We start from the raw sequence: 16564 nt of genomic DNA, 5'->3' as shown, positions 1-16564 counted from the left end.
GCCGTGCCGTGACCGGACGGTCAACAGCCCCCAGCCAGACCGCATGGACGTGAGCACCGGCACGCAGGACGACGAGCCGGGTCTTCCGGGCTTTCCCGCCGTCGCAGCGCCCTCGCCCTATCGGGTGCTCGCCCGCAAGTACCGTCCCCAGACCTTCGACGACCTGATCGGCCAGGGCGCCATGGTGCGCACGTTGGCGAACGCCTTCGCGGCCAATCGCATCCCGCAAGCCTGGATGCTGACGGGCGTGCGCGGGGTCGGCAAGACGACGACGGCCCGCATCCTCGCCCGCGGCCTCAACTACGCGCGTAGCGGCGAGCCGGAGGGCGGCCCGACCATCTCGATGCCGGAGCTCGGCCTCCACTGCCAGGCGATCATGGAGTCCCGGCACATGGACGTGCTGGAGATGGACGCCGCCTCGCACACGGGCATCGACGACGTGCGCGGCATCATCGACGGCATTCGCTACGCTCCGGTCTCCGCCCGCTACAAGGTCTACATCGTGGACGAGGTCCACATGCTGTCGGAGAAGGCGTTCAACGCCTTCCTGAAGACGCTGGAGGAGCCGCCGCCCCACGCCAAGTTCGTGTTCGCGACGACCGAGATCCGCAAGGTCCCGGTCACGATTCTCTCCCGCTGCCAGCGCTTCGACCTGCGCCGCGTCGAAGCGGAGACTCTCTCGGCCCATCTCGCCCGGATCTGCGAAGCGGAAAGCGTGAGCACGGAGCCCGAGGCGCTTGCCGCCATCACCCGCGCCGCCGAGGGCTCGGTGCGCGACGCACTCTCCCTCCTCGATCAGGCGATCGCCCACGGGGCCGGTGCCGTGACCGCGGAGAGCGTGCGGGACATGCTCGGACTCGCCGACCGCGGGCGCATCGTCGACCTGTTCGAGGCGGTGATGCGCGGCGACATCCCGGCGACTTTCGCGGAACTGCGCGGCCAGTACGAGGCCGGCGCCGACCCGTCGATCGTGCTCGCCGATCTCGCCGGCTTCACCCATCTCGTCACGCGGCTGAAGCTCGTGCCCGAGGCGGCGGCCGCCGACCCCACGCTCAGCGAGGTCGAGCGGAGCCGTGGAGCCGCCTTTGCCGGCAAGCTGTCCGTACGGGCGCTCTCGCGGGCGTGGCAGATCCTGCTCAAAGCGGTTCCCGAGGTGCAGGCCGCCAGCCGACCGCTGGCCGCGGCCGAGATGGCGCTGGTGCGCCTCGCCTACGCGGCCGATTTGCCGACGCCGGACGAGGCCCTGCGGCAGCTGAGATCCGATGCGCTCGGCCGTTCCGAGGCACCGTCCCAGCCGTCCGTGCAGGCGGCCCCACCGCGTCCCGCCTCGTCGTTCGCTCAGGCCGTCGCCATGGAGCCCGTGTCCCGCGCCGCGCCGATTCCGGCACAAGCGCCCGCGATCGCGCCCGGACCGCGCCTCGCCCGCTTCGAGGATGTGGTGGCGCTCGCGGGCGAACGGCGCGACATCGCCCTCCAGATCGCCTTGCGGCGCGACGTGCATCTCGTGCGCTTCGAGGAAGGCCGGATCGAGTTCCGGCTCGCGGAGGGCGGGCGGCAGACGATCGCCAACGATCTCGCCCGCGCCCTCGACGCGTGGACCGGTCGGCGCTGGATCGTCGCCCTCTCGAAGGAGGGCGGCGCGCCGACGCTCGATGCCAGCGCGAAGGCGGCCACCGAGACGCGCCACCAGAACGCGGCAGCCCATCCGCTCGTGCGCGAGGTGCTGACCCGGTTTCCCGGCGCCCAGATCGTCGACGTCCGGGAGAAGGCGCACGAGGAGGCGGCCGCCGAGGTCGAGATCCTCGGGGTCGAGGACGCGGCACAGGCCGAGTCCGGTGAGGACGAGCCGTAGCGCTCGGCCCTCGCCCTGCCTACATCACGCGAGACCGACACTCGAACCGGGACCGATCCGATGCGCGACCTCATGGGCATCATGAAGCAGGCTCAGGCCATGCAGGAGAAGATGGCCAACCTGCAGAGCGAGCTCGACGCGGTCGAGGTCATGGGCGCCTCCGGCGGCGGTGCCGTGCGGGTGACGATGACGGCGAAGGGGCTCGTGAAGGGCGTCTCGATCGACCCGACGCTGATGGTCGCCGACGAGCGCGAGATCCTGGAGGATCTCGTCGTCGCCGCAATGAACGACGCCCGCGGCAAGGCCGAGCAGACGGCGCAGGAACGGATGGCCGAGCTGACCAAGGGATTGCCGCTGCCGCCGGGAATGAAGCTTCCCTTCTGACGGGATCTCGCCGACCCTCTTCAGGCCCGGATTGGTACGAAGTCCGGATCCAACGGATAATTCCGTCCGGTTCGTGCTGATTCGGTCATGTTGGACGCCCGCCATCCTCCCCCTCCTCAGGGCGCGGGCCCGAACGGCGCCGAGATGCGCCCGTTCAGTCTCGCTCCTCTCGTCGCGGGCTTCCTGCTCCTCGTCGCGGTGGTCGCCGCGACCGGCGGCCTCATCGCGATGCAGCGGGGCAACGTCGCCGATACTCGGCGCACGGTCGAGCTGCGCAGCTCGGTGCTCCGCCTGTTCTCGAACCTGCAGGACGCGGAGACGAGCCAGCGCGGTTACCTCCTGACCGGCGAGGACGCGTATCTCGGCCCGTTCCGCGAAACGGAAGGGCAGATCAGCGCCGCGCTCAATCAGATCGCCGCGAGTGCCGAGGCCGAACTTGGCTCGGCGCTACCCGATCTGCGCACCGTCGTGGCCGAGAAGCTCGTCGAGCTCCGGCGTACGATCGACCTGCGCCACTCCGGCGAGACCGAGGCGAGCCTCGCGGTCGTGCGGTCGGGTGAAGGCAAACGGCTGATGGACCGCGTGCGACGGATCATCGAGGGACTCGAGACCGAGATCGACGCGCGCCTCCGTACCCGCCAGGACAGTGCGGCCCGCACGGCCCGCTTCCTCCAGATCGCCATCGCGGCGGCCGTCCTGCTCGCCGTCTCGCTCGCGGCCTATGCCCTGTTCGATGCCGCGGCCCGCAATCGCCGGATCGCCGGCGCCCACAGGGAGCTCACGGGCGCCCACGAGGCGCTCCTGCGGGCTTCGGTCGCCCGCGAGCGGCTGGAGGACCAGTTGCGTCAATCCCAGAAGATGGAGGCGATGGGCCAGCTCACCGGGGGGCTGGCTCACGACTTCAACAACATGCTCGCCATCATCATGGGTAATCTCAACCTGCTGAAACGCCGGATCGAGCGCGGCGAGGGTCGGTTGGAGACCTACGTCCAGCAGGCGCTCGACGGCGGCGCACGAGCGGCGACCCTGACGCACCGCCTGCTCGCCTTCGCCCGCAAGCAACCGCTCAGCCCCGAAGCGATCGACTGCAACCGCCTCGTTCCCGGCATGTCCGAGATCCTGCGCCGCACCCTCGGTGAGCGCGTGCGCGTCGAGACGGTACTGGCCGGCGGCCTCTGGACGACGCGGGCCGACGCCAACCAGCTGGAGAACGCTCTCCTCAACCTCGCGGTGAACGCGCGCGATGCCATGCCGGAGGGCGGGCACCTGACGATCGAGACGGCCAACGCCCACCTCGATGACGCCTACGCGCAGGCGCATCCCGGGATTCCCGCCGGGCAGTACGTTCTGATCGCCGTCAGCGACACCGGCTCCGGCATGAGTCAGGAAATCGCAACCCGCGCCTTCGACCCGTTCTTCACCACGAAAGCGGTCGGACAGGGAACGGGCCTCGGCCTGAGCCAGGTCTACGGCTTCGTCCGGCAGACGGGCGGGCACGTGAAGATCTACACGGAGGCAGGACGCGGCACCTCGGTGAAGATCTATCTGCCGCGCCTCGTCGGCTCGGAGGCCGCACCGGCCCAGTCAGGGACCGTCGGCGCAAAGATCCCGGAGGGCGATCCGCGGGAGATCATCCTCGTCGTCGAGGACGAGGACGGGGTGCGGCGCATGGCGGTCGAGGCCTTGCGCGATCTGAGCTACACGGTCATCCACGCCACCGGCGGCACGCAGGCGCTACGCATCCTGGACGAGAACCCCGAGATCTCGCTCCTCTTCACTGACGTCGTGATGCCCGAGATGAGCGGCAAGGAACTGGCCGACGCGGCGCGCCTGCGCCGCCCGGACCTGCGCGTGCTCTACACGACGGGGTACACGCGCAACGCCATCGTCCACAACGGCGTCGTCGATGCCGACGTGCAACTCCTCGGCAAACCCTACACGCTGGAGCAACTCGCCCGAAAGGTCCGCCAGGTCATCGCCGCACAGGCGGCGTAAGCCCGGCCTCTCCCCTACCCGCAAGGGGAGAAGAGAGGCGAGACGGCCCTCAGGCCGCGATGGCTTGGTTCGTCGGCTCGGCGGCCTTCACGTCTGGCTCCACATGCGCCTCGAAGCGCTTGAAGTTCTCCTGGAACATGGTCACGAGCCGGGCCGCGGTCTCGGCGAAGGCGGTCTTGTTGTTCCAGGTCTTGACCGGCTCCAGCACATGCGGCTCGACGCCCGGCACCTCGACCGGGACCGCGAAGCCGAAATACGGGTCGCGGCGGAACTGGCCCTGGCTGAGCGTGCCGTCGAGGGCGGCCGCGAGCAGCCGGCGGGTAACGCGGATCGGCATCCGGCGCCCGGTGCCGACGCCGCCACCCGTCCAGCCCGTATTGACGAGCCAGCAATCAACCTCGTGCCCCGCGATGAGGTCGCGGAGCAGGTTGCCGTAGGTGCTCGGGTGGCGGGGCATGAAGGGGGCGCCGAAGCAGGTCGAGAAGGTCGCTTCCGGCGCCGTCAGGCCGCGCTCGGTCCCAGCGACCTTCGCGGTGTAGCCCGACAGGAAGTGGTACATCGCCTCCGCGCCCGAGAGCTTGGCGATCGGCGGCATCACGCCGAACGCGTCGCAGGTGAGCATCACGATGTTCTTCGGGTGCCCTGCCCGTCCCGTGGCGCTCGCATTTGCGATGAAATCGAGCGGGTAGGCGCAGCGGGTGTTCTCTGTGAGGGAGGCATCGTCGAAATCGGGCACCCGGGTCTCGGGGTTGATCACGACGTTCTCCATCACCGTGCCGAAGCGCTCGGTGGTGGCGTAGATCTCGGGTTCGGCGTTGCGCGAAAGCCGGATGGTCTTCGCGTAGCAGCCGCCCTCGAAGTTGAAGATTCCCTCCGGGCTCCAGCCATGCTCGTCGTCGCCGAGAAGCATCCGCGAGGAATCGTTCGACAGCGTCGTCTTGCCGGTGCCGGAGAGGCCGAAGAACAGGGCCGAGCCCCCCTCGGCATCGAGCGCGGCATTGGCCGAGCAGTGCATCGGCATGACGCCCTTCCTGGGCAGGATGTAGTTCAGATAGGTGAAGACCGACTTCTTCATCTCGCCCGCATAGGCCGAGCCGCCGATCAGAACGATCTTCCGGCTGAAGTCGATCGCGATAACCGTCTTCGAGCGGCATCCGTGCCGCGCCGGGTCCGCCTGGAAGCTCGGCAGGTCGATGATGGTGAGATCGGGCACGTAATCGGCGAGGTCGCCGCGCTCCGGCCGGATCAGCAGGTTGCGGATGAAGAGCGAGTGCCACGCGAGTTCCCCGAACACGCGGGCCTTGACCCGGTGGGCGGGGTCGGCGCCGCCGTACAGATCCTGCGCGAACAGCTCCCGGCCCTCGGCATGTTTCAGGAAGTCGCCGAGCAGCGTCTCGAATTGGTCGGGCGTGATGGCGCCGTTGTTCTCCCACCAGACCTCGTTCTCGGTGGAGGCGTCCCGCACCACGAACTTGTCCTTGGGCGAGCGGCCCGTATGGCTGCCCGTCGTCGCGACGAAGGCGCCGCCGCGGGCGAGCGTGCCCTCCCTCCGGGAGAGTGCCTCCTCGTAGAGACGCGGAGCCTCGAGGTTCCAGTGGACGGCCTTCAGGTTTCTCAGGCCGATCGCTTCGGCGCCGTGGCCCGCATTGAAATCACCGATGTTCGTCAAGAGCGTATCTCCCGGGCACCTGATCGCGCCGTTTTCCTCCACTCCGGCATCGGGCCGACGCCGGGCCTCGCGAGGCGACGTCCGTGCGGTCGTTCAGGCCCGCCGCACGCAGGTTCACCGCCTCTCGCGTAAGATCAATGTCGATAGGTGGCGAAGCTATCCCGTCAATCAGACTTGCGTACGATGTCGAGAAGGCACGCGAGGTTTGTCAGTCGCGACCAATGTTGGCGCGCCGCAAATGTCCGGTGGATGAACGGCCCTCGCAGCGGCCCAAGGCCGCGCGCGGGAGAAAAACCGGGTGCCGAGGCCCATCTTTACACGCGCGGACCCGATTTCCCGTTCGGCGTTTGCCCGCTATGCCCTGCGGGACCCGCCCGGACGCGCCCGCGTCCGGTCAGCCAATGGACGCACGATGCCCCAAGCCGTCGCCGGTCCCGAGATCGAGCGCCTGATCCAGCTCCTCGCCCGCATGCCGGGCCTCGGTCCGCGTTCGGCGCGCCGCGCCGCGTTGCAGCTCATCAAGAAGCGCGACACCCTGCTCGGCCCCCTCTCCGAGGCGATGCGGATCGCGGCCGAGCGCATCGTGGTCTGCCACGCCTGCGGCAACGTCGACACCAGCGATCCTTGCACGATCTGCCGGGACGCGAAGCGCGATCCGACCACCCTCGTCGTCGTCGAGGACGTCTCCGACCTCTGGGCGCTGGAGCGCTCGGGTGCCGTTCAGGCGCGCTACCACGTGCTCGGCGGCGTGCTCTCGGCCCTCGACGGGGTGCGGCCGGAGCACCTCAACATCGCGCGCCTCGTCGAGCGCGCCAGCGACCCGGCGGTCAAGGAGATCATCCTCGCGCTGAACGCCACCGTCGATGGCCAGACCACGGCCCATTACGTCACCGAGTCGCTCGCCCATCTCGGATTGACGATCACCCGCCTCGCCCACGGCGTGCCGGTGGGCGGGGAGCTCGACTATCTCGACGAGGGGACCCTGTCGGCGGCCATCCGGAGCCGGACGGCGTTCTGAGCCGTCAGTGCACGCAGAGCGTGCGCAGGTTGCCCTCGATCAGGTCGCGCATCAGGGCCATCACGTCGCGCTCATGGTCCGTGTAGACCTTTTCCACGAGATCGAGGACGCAGAGCGTGCCGAACAGGCTGCCGTCCGGCCAGCGGATCGGGTAGCCGAGATAGGTGAGCAGGCCGTGCTGCTCGAAGCACGGGTTGCCCGCCCAGGAACGGATGTCGGCATGGGCATTGCGCACGTAGAGATGCGTGCCCTGGCCGAGCACCGTCTCGCAGTAGATGCCCGAATCCTTGAGCACCCGGCGCTCCCCTAGCGCGTGCGGGTTCCGGGAATCGTCATTGGCAGCGATGACCTCGATCTCCGGACCGATCCACCCGCATGATCAGGCCGACCGGCACGTCGAGGCGCCGCGCGACCTCATTGACGATGTATTGCCAGCTCTCGACGACCTCTTCCGGAACCTCGGGCTTGACCGCCCGCGGGGTCGACGCACCGGCGCCGAGACCCTGCTCCACCATGTCGATCCCCCTTCCGCGTCCGGCGGCGTACTTAGGGCGGTGATCGAGCGAGTGCAATCTGAGGTAGAGTAAGCTTGGTCCGCCCGATGCCTGTGCGGAAGGTGCGCGACCCTGACGGGACGATTTGACCGGCCCCGTCCCACACCTTATCTGCGAAAATCTTTCGAGCGCCGCGGTTTGGCGCCGTCCTTCCCGGTTCCGCCATGGCCGTCAGACCCCTCGTCATCCTGCCCGATTCCCGCCTGCGCCTGAGGTCGGAGCCCGCCGGCCCCGTCACGGACGAGATCCGCAAGCTCGCCGCGGACATGCTGGAGACGATGTACGACGCGCCGGGCGTCGGCCTCGCCGCGATACAGATCGGCGTGCCGAAGCGTGTCGTGACGATCGACACCTCGAAGGACGAGAACGCCCGCGAGCCGCGGGTCTTCCTCGATCCCGAGATCGTGTGGTCGTCCGAGGAGAAGCGGGTCTACGACGAGGGCTGCCTCTCGATTCCTGAGTTCTACGGTGAGGTCGAGCGGCCGGATCGGGTGCGGGTGCGCTTTCGCGACCTCGACGGCAAGGAGCAGGAGATCGAGGCGGACGGGCTTCTCGCGACCTGCATCCAGCACGAGATCGACCACCTGAACGGCGTGCTGTTCATCGACCACCTGTCGAAGCTGAAGCGCGACCGGGTCGTGAAAAAATTCGCCAAGGCGGCCAAGCGCGGCGAGGCCGCCTGACGCCCCACGCCCGAGCGAGGGCCCAAGCTTGAGAATCGTCTTCATGGGCACCCCGGACTTCGCGGTGCCGACGCTGGCGCGCATCGCGCAGGACGGCCACACGGTGGCCGCCGTCTACACCCGCGCGCCCGCCAAAGCCGGCCGCGGCCTCGGCTTACGCCCCTCCCCCGTCCACGCGTTCGCCGAGGCGCTCGGCGTTCCGGTGCTGACGCCCGCTACGCTTCGCGACGCGGACGCCGCCGCGACGTTTCACCGGCACGCGGCCGACGTCGCGGTCGTGGTGGCCTATGGGCTCCTCCTGCCGCAGGCGATCCTCGACGCGCCGCGCCACGGCTGCCTAAACCTGCACGGCTCGCTGCTGCCGCGCTGGCGCGGCGCCGCGCCGATCCAGCGGGCGGTGATGGCGGGCGATGCGGAGAGCGGCGTCGGCGTGATGCGGATGGAGGCCGGCCTCGACACCGGCCCCGTCGCGATGGAGGCGAGGCTGCCGATCCGCCCCGGCATGACGGCGGGCGAGTTGCACGACGCGCTGATGCCACTCGGCGCCGACCTCATGGGTCGGGCGCTCGCCGAACTCGCCGTCGGCGGACTTGCCTTCACGCCGCAGCCGGAATCCGGCGTGGTCTACGCCCACAAGATCTCGAACGAAGAGGCGCGCATCGACTGGGCGCGCCCGGCCAGCGCGGTGGCGAACCATGTCAACGGGCTCTCGCCGTTTCCCGGTGCCTTCTTCGAGGCCGATCTCGGGAAGGGGCCGGAGCGCGTGAAGGTGCTGCGGGCCGAGCCCGCTGAAGGGTCGGGCGAGCCCGGCACGCTCCTCTCAGCGGACGGCCTCGTCGCCTGCGGCGCGGGCGCCGTGCGCCTGACCGAGCTTCGCCGGGCCGGGCGCGGCGGCACGGTCTCCGGCTCCGAGTTCCTGCGCGGCGCCCGGCTCGAGCCCGGCGCGCGCCTCCTCTGATGCCGCGCTACAAGCTCGTCATCGAGTACGACGGGGCTCCCTTCTGCGGCTGGCAGCGGCAGGCGGAGGATCTCACCGTCCAGGGCGCGATCGAGGCGGCGGTGACGCGTTTCACCGGTGAGGACGCCCGTCTCACCTGCGCAGGCCGCACGGATGCGGGCGTCCACGCCATTCATCAGGTTGCCCATCTCGACCTCACGAAGGATTGGCGAACGGACACGGTGCGCGACGCCCTGAACGCACATCTGCGCCCGCTGCCCGTGGCGATCCTCTCCGCCGAGATCGCGCGTGCCGGGTTCGACGCGCGTCATTCCGCGATCCGGCGCCATTACCGGTATCGGATCCTCAACCGGCGCAGTCCCGCGGCGTTGACGCGGGCGCATGTCTGGCACGTGCCCTGGGCGCTCGATCCCGATCTGATGCAGGCGGCCGCCCTACCCCTTCTCGGGCGGCACGACTTCACCGCCTTCCGCGCCGCCGAGTGCCAGGCGGCGAGCCCGGTGCGCACCCTGGAGCAGCTTGACGTCGCGCGGGTCTCGATGGGTCTGCACGAGGAGATCGTGATCGCGACTTCGGCCCGATCCTTCCTCCATCATCAGGTCCGCAGCATGGTCGGCACCCTGATGCTCGCGGGAAGCCGTCGCGTCACCGCCGACGACGTCGCCGACATCCTCGCCGCGCGCGACCGCAGCCGGTGCGGCCCGATGGCTCCGGCCTGCGGGCTGACCTTCGTCGGCGTGGATTACGCGGAGGGCGACGCCCCCGACGCTCCGGCCGGAAAATAGGCCTCCAGCACCCGCCTGTAGATCGCGGTCAGGCGCTCCAAGTCCGCCACCGGAACGCGTTCGTCCACCTGATGCATGGTCTCGCCGACGAGGCCGAACTCGACGACCGGGCAGGCGTCCTTGATGAAGCGCGCGTCGGAGGTGCCTCCGGTGGTGGAAAGCTCAGGGCGCAGGCCGGTCTCGGCCTCGATCGCGCCCGCGACGAGATCCACGAAGGCGTCGGGTCGCGTCAGGAAGGCGGGCGCGTTCGAGGGTTGCAGGTCCAGCGTGTAGCGCACCGTGTTGCCGGCCGCGACCTCCAGGCGCCGCCGGATCTCGGCGCCCAACGTCTCGGCGGACCAGCCCTCGTTGAAGCGGATGTTGAACACGGCCCGCGCGTCGGCGGGAATCACGTTGGTGGCCGCATTGCCGACGTCGATCGTCGTGAATTCGAGGTTCGAGGCGTCGAAATGCGCCGTGCCGCCGTCGATCGGCTCGGCGACGAGGGCCGAGGCGAGGCGCAGCATGCCCGGGATCGGATTCTCGGCCCGGTGCGGGTAGGCGACGTGACCCTGACGGCCGTGCACCGTGATCTTGCCCGTGAGCGAGCCGCGCCGGCCGATCTTGATCATCTCGCCGAGGCGGCTCGGGTTGGTCGGCTCGCCGAGCAGGCAATGGTCGAAGTGCTCGCCGCGCGCGCGCGCCCAGGTGAGGAGCTTCACCGTGCCGTTGACCGCAGGTCCCTCCTCGTCCCCGGTGATCAGGAACGCAATCGAGCCGCCGAAGGCCGGCCCCCGCGCGGCGAGGAGGTCGAGCGTCGCGGCCAGCAGGCAGGCGAGGCCGCCCTTCATGTCGACGGCGCCGCGCCCGTAGAGGATTCCGTCCGCCACGTCGCCCGCAAAGGGTTCGTGGCGCCACGCGCCCGTCTCTCCCGGGGGCACTACGTCCGTGTGCCCGGCGAGCAGCAGGCAGGGCCCCGCCGTCCCGATCCGCGCGTAGAGGTTGTGGATGTCGGGCGTACCCGCCTCGGAGAAGACCGGGCGCTCCACCGCGAACCCGGCCTCCGCGAGGATGCGACCCAAGAGGTCAAGTGCACCGCCCTCCTCCGGCGTCACGGAGGGGCAGCGGATCAGGGCCTGGGCGAGGTCGAGGGGCGAGTGCGGCACGGGGCAAGGCGGATCGGATGGCGGGGCGGCCACCCTAGTGAAGCTGCGCCGCGAACGGAACAGGGCCCCGGGGCTTCCGCCGACGCTGCCGCGGGTCTATGGGCCTCGCCATGGCCCTTTCCGCCGACGAAATCGAACGCTACGCCCGCCACCTCGTCCTGCGCGAGGTCGGCGGCCCCGGGCAGGCGCGCCTGAAGGCGGCACGCGTCCTGGTGATCGGCGCGGGCGGGCTCGGGGCGCCGCTGATCCAGTATCTCGCCGCCGCAGGCATCGGCACGATCGGCATCGTCGATGACGACACGGTCTCCCTCTCGAACCTGCAGCGACAGGTGATTCACGGCACGCCTGATATCGGCCGGCCGAAGGTCGAGAGCGCGGCGCAGGCGGTCGGGCGCCTCAACCCGCATGTCGAGGTTGTCGCGCACGCGACGCGGATCACCGCCGAGAACGCCCCCGGCCTCCTCGCAGCCTACGATCTCGTGGCGGACGGCTCGGACAATTTCTCCACCCGCTACGCCGTCTCCGACGCTTGCTTCCACGCGAAGCGCCCCCTCGTCACGGCCGCGCTCGGCCAGTTCGACGGCTCGCTCACGACGATCCGCGCGCACGAGACGGGGCCTGACGGGCGCCCGAACCCGACCTATCGCTGCCTGTTCCCGAGCCCGCCGCCGCCCGGCAGCGTGCCGCCCTGCGCCGAGGCCGGCGTGCTCGGCGCGCTCGCGGGCGTGATGGGATCGCTGATGGCGATGGAGGTGATCCGCGCGTTCGCCGGCTTCGGCGAGCCTCTCATCGGCCGTCTCCTCATGGTCGACGCCCGATCGATGCGCTTCGAGACCCTGTCCTACGGCTGGGACGAGACGAACCCGCTGAACGGACATGCGGCGACGGCCGATCTCGCGCAGCGCCCAGGCAGCACGTCCTGAAAGGTCCTCCTAGCCCCAAGGGCACGGAATGTTGCGGCCGACATCCCGTCGGGGTCGATCCCGGGCTCGCCAGCCTCTCGGCGTTTCGAACATTGCCCCCAAGCCGGGACCGTTCCGCAATGAGGATCGCTGATCAGAGAGCGCTCCGCTCAGACCATCGACGAAGGACGCCGCTCACCGTGAAGCCATCGTTGTGCATAAATTTTCAGCCTGTTTTCGTTCACACCATTGAAGCATCTCTGCCCACTCCGTTTGTTTCGACATCGTTCCTTCCGCGCATCTTGGTAACAATTTTGTCAGACCCGCGCGATTTTGTTGCCAATGGATCGTAATTGCTCATACAATTATCACAACTGAGCTATAATTGTTCTTAAATTTTGGGTTTAAAAGCGCAAACTGATGCAATATAGACCGAGACATCGCAATTTCGGTTCGTGATCAGACTCGAACGTCGTCACACCCCGCCAGGCGCCTCGATCGTAACGGGCGTCGCGGTACCTCGGACGATGGACGGCGCGGATCACGATATCGGCGCGCGCCGCCGCGTTGTCCGGAAATTGGGATGAACGCCCGCAATGGGTGATCGGCGCGATGGCAGCGCGACACATCGAGATCAGCTCATGCCGCACTTCTATCTTCACTTTCGGACACCGACGAACTTCCATCGCGACGAGGAAGGCTCGACCTTCGCCGACCTCGATCATGCTTATCTGGATGTGTGCGAGGCCATTCCGGACATCGCCGCCGACATGTGGCGTTCTTCCCTGGGGAGCCCTGGCGAGGATCACCTCGAATGCGCCTTCGAGATCGCGGATTCGGCGGGCCTGATCCTGATGAATGTGCCCTTCCTGGAGATCCTCGATCCCGCACGAAACCGATTTTGCTGGAAGCTGCGTCCGGATCTCTGCTGAGGACCGACGCGAAAGCCGGAGAGGGGCGCTTGTCGAGATGCCTGCATTCGGTCGCACCGGATGCGAGCCCGCTTTGTGGCATCACACTGGATGCCGCCATCCTCAAGCGTCCCGACCGACATCTGCAGCAGATCTACGAGCCGATCCTGCAGGGGTCCCGACGCGCCCATCGCGGCGGCGCTTCACAACCTGAAGGACCGCAATGAGATCGATCGAGTGCGGAACGTGCGGCGATGCGGCTCCGCGCTCGCGCGACCGGTCCGTGTCGCCTTCCGGACGTGAGGCGCCCGTCCCCGCATGCGGCGGCTGTCAGCCGCATCGGGACAGCCGGATCCTGCCGTGCCCGAAAATCGGCGCGTCAGGCGCCGAGGCAGCACTTCTTGAACTTCCGGCCGGAGCCGCAGGGGCAAGGATCGTTGCGGCCGACGTCCCGGTACGGGTTGTGCGCCGGCTCGCCCGCACCCTCTGCGGTCCAGGCGAGCGCTCCGATCGGATCGTCAAGGTAGGCGAGACCGCGCTCGTCGAGGTCGCTCGCGTCGTCCGGCCGTGCCTCGGCTCGGCGGAGCGCGCCGCGGAACCAGGCCGGATCGGAGAACTCGGCCGGCAGGCGCCCGTCCTTGCGGGCCGCCTCGACGCGGGGAGCGAGGTCGCGCAGTCCGGTCAGGGCGATCGCTTCTTCCCAGCCGACCCAACCGACGTCGCCCTCGACCGCCACGCGCTTGTCGTCGAAGCGCGTCAGCATTCCGGCGGCGGCCTCCGTCGAGATGCGCCGATCCCGGACGAGGAAGGCCGTCGCGGCCAGCGCCTCGTTGCGGATGAGGTCGTCGGTCGTGCTGTCGAGGATGAGCGCGAAGAGCGGCTCCGGCTCGCCGTCGTAGAGGCTGGCCAGCACCTGCGGCAGGGTCGTCGCGGCGGCATCTCCGAGAAGATCGTCGATCGTCTCACCGTCCTGCCGGAGGAGCTGCAGCAGCGGCAGGTAGGCGCGCGAATCGCGCGTGGCGGCGAGCACGTGGAGGCCCCAGAACAGGAGGTTCGCCTCCTCGTCCGTGAGCTCGACGCCAGCGCCCGCGGCTTCGAGGAGGCGCAGCACCGCGCCGGCGATCAGGTCCGGCGCCGCGATGGCCTCGCGCAGGGCCTCCTCGGGCAGAAACTCGGCCTGACCGAGGCGCGTCGCGAGGTCGGTGCCCGTCATGAGCGCAGCGTCGCGCCGGTCTTGCGCGCGACCTCGGCAACGATCCGGGCGCTCACCGCCTCGATCTCCGCGTCGGTCAGCGTCTTCTCGACGGGCTGCAACCGGACCGCGATCGCGACCGACTTCGAGCCCTCCGGGATCCCGGTCCCCTCGTAGATGTCGAACACGTCGATGCCGGCGATGAGCTTGCGCTCCGCAGCCTGCGCGGCCTTGACCACCTCGCCCGCGGCAACGTCGCGTCCCACCACGAAGGCGAAATCGCGGGAGACCGGCTGGAAATCCGAGAGGGCGAGGGCTGGCTTCACCTTGGTCGGTTTGAATTTCGGCAGCGGCAGCGCGTCCAGGACGATCTCGAAGGCGACGAGCGTGCCCTTGAGATCGAGCGCCTTCAGGATGCGCGGATGGATCTCACCGAAATGACCGACCGGGTTCTTCGGCCCGAACTGAAGGGTGCCGGAGCGGCCGGGATGCAGCCAGTCGGGGCCGCCCGCCGCCACCTGCAGGCCGCCGGTCGGTACGCCGAGGCCGGAAAGCAGCGCCAGCGCGTCGGCCTTCGCCTGGAAGACGTCGACCGGGCCTGCCGCGCCGTCCCAGTGGCGTCCGCCGCCGTCACGGCCCGCGCTGCCGCGACGCACGGCCGCTGCGCGGATGCTCTGCTCGTCCGGCTCGTCGCCCGCGAAGCATTGGCCGACCTCGAACAGGGCGACGTCGGGGTAGCCGCGGTCGGCGTTGCGCTGCGCCGCCCGGAGCAGGCCCGGCACGAGGCTCGGGCGCATGTCCGAGAGGTCGGCGGCGATGGGATTGGCGAGTGCCAGCGCGCTTCCGCCGCCACCGAACAGCACTGCGTCCTCGTGCGGGATGAAGGACCACGTCACGGCCTCCATCAGCCCTCGGCTCGCGAGCGCGCGCTTCGCCACCCGGGTCCGCTTCTGGATCACCGTCAGGACGGGCTTGGCTGCGCCCGCCACGAGACGCGGCAGGGGCTTGGGCTCGATCCGGTCGAGGCCGGCGATGCGCACGATCTCCTCGACGAGATCGGCCTTGCCCTCGATGTCGGGCCGCCAGGACGGCGCCAGCACCTTCACCCGGTCGCCGGTGCCGGCGACGTGGAAGCCCAGCGTCTCCAGCGTCACCTTCATCTCGGCGCGGGAGAGCTCGATTCCGGCGAGGCGCCGCACCTCGGTCCACGGGAAATCGATGACGTGGCCGGTCTCCGGCACCTCGCCCGCGATCGTCGCCTCGCTCGGGCTGCCGCCGCAGATGTCGAGGACGAGGCGGGTGGCGAGGTCGAGCCCGGGCAGGGCGAAGGCCGGGTCGACGCCGCGCTCGAAGCGGTAGCGGGCATCCGTGATGACGCCGAGGCGGCGCCCGGTCTGCGCAATGTTGGCCGGATCCCACAGGGCGGATTCGATGAGCACGTCGACCGTGCCCTCGTCGCAGCCCGACGCCTCGCCGCCGATGATGCCGCCGACCGATTCGACGCCGCGCTCGTCGGCGATCACGACCATGTCTTCCGTGAGTTGATGCGTGCGCCCGTCGAGGGCGAGCAGCGTCTCGCCGCTCCGCGCGCGGCGCACGGTGAGGCCGCCCGAGACCTTGGCCGCGTCGAAGACGTGGAGCGGGCGGCCGCGGTCGAAGGTCATGTAGTTCGTGATGTCGACGAGCGCGTTGATCGGCCGGAGGCCGATCGCCCGCAGCCGGGCCTGCATCCAGGCAGGCGACGGGCCGTTCTTCACGCCGCGCACGAGGCGCAGGGCGAAGAGCGGGCAGAGCTTGGCATCCTCGCCCGCGACGTCGAGGACGACGGGGACGGGGCACGCGCCCTCCCCACGCACGGGGGGCAGCGGCTCGCGCTTGAGGATGCCGATCCCGGTCGCCGCCAGATCGCGGGCGATGCCGTGGATCGAGGTGCAATCCGGCCGGTTCGGCGTGAGGTTGATCTCGACGACCGGGTCGTCCAGCCCGGCATAGAGGGCGTAGGGCTCGCCCACGGGCGCATCCTCGGGCAGGTCGAGGATGCCGTCATGGTCGTCGCCGAGGCCGAGCTCGGCGCCCGAGCAGAGCATGCCGCGGCTCTCGACGCCGCGGATGCTGCCGACCGACAGGGTGATGTTCTTGCCCGGGACGTAGGTGCCGGGCGGCGCGAAGACGGATTTCATGCCGGCGCGCGCGTTCGGCGCCCCGCAGACGACCTGCAGCGGCTGCCCGTCGCCCGTATCGACCATGCAGACACGCAGGCGATCCGCGTTCGGGTGCTGCTCTGCGGTCAGCACCCTGGCGACCACGTAGGGCTTCAGCGCGGTCGCCTTGTCCTCGATGCCCTCCACCTCCAGGCCGATGCGCGTCAGCGTCTCGGCGATCGTGTCGAGCGAGGCGTCGGTCTCGAGATGATCCTTGAGCCAGGAGAGGGTGAATTTCATCGGAGCCGTCCTTCGGCGCCGCTTCCCGCTCGAGCGGGGGGCGCCGGCCAGGATGAGGAAGCGACCCGGCCGTTG

15 protein-coding genes are annotated in these 16564 nt (G+C 69.5%); 9 read left to right on the top strand and 6 right to left on the bottom strand.

Annotated elements, in window-relative coordinates:
- The first annotated feature begins 43 nt into the window (after positions 1-43).
- The 3 genes from DK389_RS18235 to DK389_RS18225 all read left to right on the top strand — a co-directional run bounded on the left by DK389_RS18235 (position 44) and on the right by DK389_RS18225 (position 4231).
- On the top strand, positions 44-1852 hold the full coding sequence (locus DK389_RS18235) for a DNA polymerase III subunit gamma/tau (protein ID WP_109891614.1): 1809 nt from the start codon (positions 44-46) through the stop codon (positions 1850-1852).
- A gap of 60 nt (positions 1853-1912) precedes the next feature.
- Positions 1913-2236 carry a YbaB/EbfC family nucleoid-associated protein gene (locus DK389_RS18230; RefSeq protein WP_109891612.1) on the top strand — a complete coding sequence of 108 codons (324 nt, stop codon included), beginning with the start codon at positions 1913-1915 and terminating at the stop codon, positions 2234-2236.
- An 87-nt stretch (positions 2237-2323) separates the two neighbouring features.
- Positions 2324-4231, top strand: coding sequence for a CHASE3 domain-containing protein (locus DK389_RS18225; RefSeq protein WP_236960160.1), 1908 nt, complete (start codon positions 2324-2326; stop codon positions 4229-4231).
- Positions 4232-4280: 49 nt separating this feature from the next.
- Here the strand turns inward: DK389_RS18225 and DK389_RS18220 are convergent, their stop codons facing one another.
- Positions 4281-5900 carry a phosphoenolpyruvate carboxykinase gene (locus DK389_RS18220; protein WP_109891608.1) on the bottom strand — a complete coding sequence of 540 codons (1620 nt, stop codon included), beginning with the start codon at positions 5898-5900 and terminating at the stop codon, positions 4281-4283.
- Positions 5901-6312: 412 nt separating this feature from the next.
- Here DK389_RS18220 and recR point away from each other — a divergent pair, with 412 nt between their 5' ends.
- Positions 6313-6918, top strand: a complete 606-nt coding sequence (recR, locus tag DK389_RS18215) for a recombination mediator RecR (protein ID WP_109891606.1) — start codon at positions 6313-6315, stop codon at positions 6916-6918.
- Between the two features lie 4 nt (positions 6919-6922).
- Here the strand turns inward: recR and DK389_RS18210 are convergent, their stop codons facing one another.
- Positions 6923-7213, bottom strand: coding sequence for a GAF domain-containing protein (locus DK389_RS18210; protein WP_162560719.1), 291 nt, complete (start codon positions 7211-7213; stop codon positions 6923-6925).
- A 37-nt stretch (positions 7214-7250) separates the two neighbouring features.
- Positions 7251-7433, bottom strand: coding sequence for a hypothetical protein (locus tag DK389_RS18205; RefSeq protein WP_109891603.1), 183 nt, complete (start codon positions 7431-7433; stop codon positions 7251-7253).
- A gap of 203 nt (positions 7434-7636) precedes the next feature.
- Between DK389_RS18205 and DK389_RS18200 the strand changes: the two genes are divergently transcribed.
- The 3 genes from DK389_RS18200 to truA are packed head-to-tail and all read left to right on the top strand — an operon-like array spanning position 7637 to position 9898.
- Positions 7637-8155: a peptide deformylase gene (locus tag DK389_RS18200; protein WP_109891602.1), complete on the top strand. Its 519-nt coding sequence runs from the start codon at positions 7637-7639 to the stop codon at positions 8153-8155.
- Between the two features lie 28 nt (positions 8156-8183).
- Positions 8184-9113 (top strand): methionyl-tRNA formyltransferase, encoded by a 930-nt coding sequence (fmt, locus tag DK389_RS18195; protein WP_109891601.1) that lies wholly within the window; start codon positions 8184-8186, stop codon positions 9111-9113.
- Entirely contained in the window at positions 9113-9898 is a 786-nt protein-coding gene (truA, locus tag DK389_RS18190; protein WP_109891600.1) for a tRNA pseudouridine(38-40) synthase TruA, read from the top strand. Before fmt ends, truA begins: the two co-directional genes overlap by 1 nt.
- On the opposite strand, the gene dapE is transcribed toward truA, so the two are convergent.
- On the bottom strand, positions 9856-11043 hold the full coding sequence (gene dapE / locus DK389_RS18185) for a succinyl-diaminopimelate desuccinylase (protein ID WP_109891599.1): 1188 nt from the start codon (positions 11041-11043) through the stop codon (positions 9856-9858). The two genes, truA and dapE, sit on opposite strands and share 43 nt — an antisense overlap.
- A 110-nt stretch (positions 11044-11153) precedes the next feature.
- On the opposite strand from dapE, the gene DK389_RS18180 reads away from it, so the two are divergent.
- Complete coding sequence (locus DK389_RS18180) at positions 11154-11966, top strand: HesA/MoeB/ThiF family protein (protein ID WP_109896542.1); 813 nt, start codon at positions 11154-11156, stop codon at positions 11964-11966.
- Positions 11967-12541: 575 nt separating this feature from the next.
- Positions 12542-12877 carry a DUF6894 family protein gene (locus tag DK389_RS18175; RefSeq protein WP_162560718.1) on the top strand — a complete coding sequence of 112 codons (336 nt, stop codon included), beginning with the start codon at positions 12542-12544 and terminating at the stop codon, positions 12875-12877.
- A gap of 358 nt (positions 12878-13235) precedes the next feature.
- On the opposite strand, the gene DK389_RS18170 is transcribed toward DK389_RS18175, so the two are convergent.
- Both DK389_RS18170 and pheT read right to left on the bottom strand, forming a co-directional pair.
- The gene (locus DK389_RS18170) at positions 13236-14069 is read right to left on the bottom strand and encodes a DUF1186 domain-containing protein (protein ID WP_109891597.1); all 834 of its coding nucleotides are present in this window, start codon (positions 14067-14069) and stop codon (positions 13236-13238) included.
- Positions 14066-16489: a phenylalanine--tRNA ligase subunit beta gene (gene pheT / locus DK389_RS18165; protein ID WP_109891596.1), complete on the bottom strand. Its 2424-nt coding sequence runs from the start codon at positions 16487-16489 to the stop codon at positions 14066-14068. The genes DK389_RS18170 and pheT overlap by 4 nt, the downstream gene beginning before the upstream one ends.
- Positions 16490-16564: the final 75 nt, after the last annotated feature.

This window comes from Methylobacterium durans (assembly GCF_003173715.1).
GTDB classification, from domain to species: Bacteria; Pseudomonadota; Alphaproteobacteria; order Rhizobiales; family Beijerinckiaceae; genus Methylobacterium; species Methylobacterium durans.
The sequence above is the reverse complement of the archived record's forward strand: the minus strand, read 5'-3'. Positions and strand labels throughout refer to the sequence as shown.

Bases quoted from the DNA above. Each gene is read 5' to 3' on its own strand.
- DK389_RS18235 (WP_109891614.1), top strand. From the start codon at position 44: ATGGACGTGAGCACCGGCACGCAGGACGACGAGCCGGGTCTTCCGGGC.
- DK389_RS18205 (WP_109891603.1), bottom strand. From the start codon at position 7,433: ATGGTGGAGCAGGGTCTCGGCGCCGGTGCGTCGACCCCGCGGGCGGTC.
- recR (WP_109891606.1), top strand. From the start codon at position 6,313: ATGCCCCAAGCCGTCGCCGGTCCCGAGATCGAGCGCCTGATCCAGCTC.
- DK389_RS18175 (WP_162560718.1), top strand. From the start codon at position 12,542: ATGGGTGATCGGCGCGATGGCAGCGCGACACATCGAGATCAGCTCATG.
- pheT (WP_109891596.1), bottom strand. From the start codon at position 16,489: ATGAAATTCACCCTCTCCTGGCTCAAGGATCATCTCGAGACCGACGCC.
- DK389_RS18170 (WP_109891597.1), bottom strand. From the start codon at position 14,069: ATGACGGGCACCGACCTCGCGACGCGCCTCGGTCAGGCCGAGTTTCTG.
- DK389_RS18225 (WP_236960160.1), top strand. From the start codon at position 2,324: ATGTTGGACGCCCGCCATCCTCCCCCTCCTCAGGGCGCGGGCCCGAAC.
- DK389_RS18180 (WP_109896542.1), top strand. From the start codon at position 11,154: ATGGCCCTTTCCGCCGACGAAATCGAACGCTACGCCCGCCACCTCGTC.
- DK389_RS18230 (WP_109891612.1), top strand. From the start codon at position 1,913: ATGCGCGACCTCATGGGCATCATGAAGCAGGCTCAGGCCATGCAGGAG.
- DK389_RS18200 (WP_109891602.1), top strand. From the start codon at position 7,637: ATGGCCGTCAGACCCCTCGTCATCCTGCCCGATTCCCGCCTGCGCCTG.
- truA (WP_109891600.1), top strand. From the start codon at position 9,113: ATGCCGCGCTACAAGCTCGTCATCGAGTACGACGGGGCTCCCTTCTGC.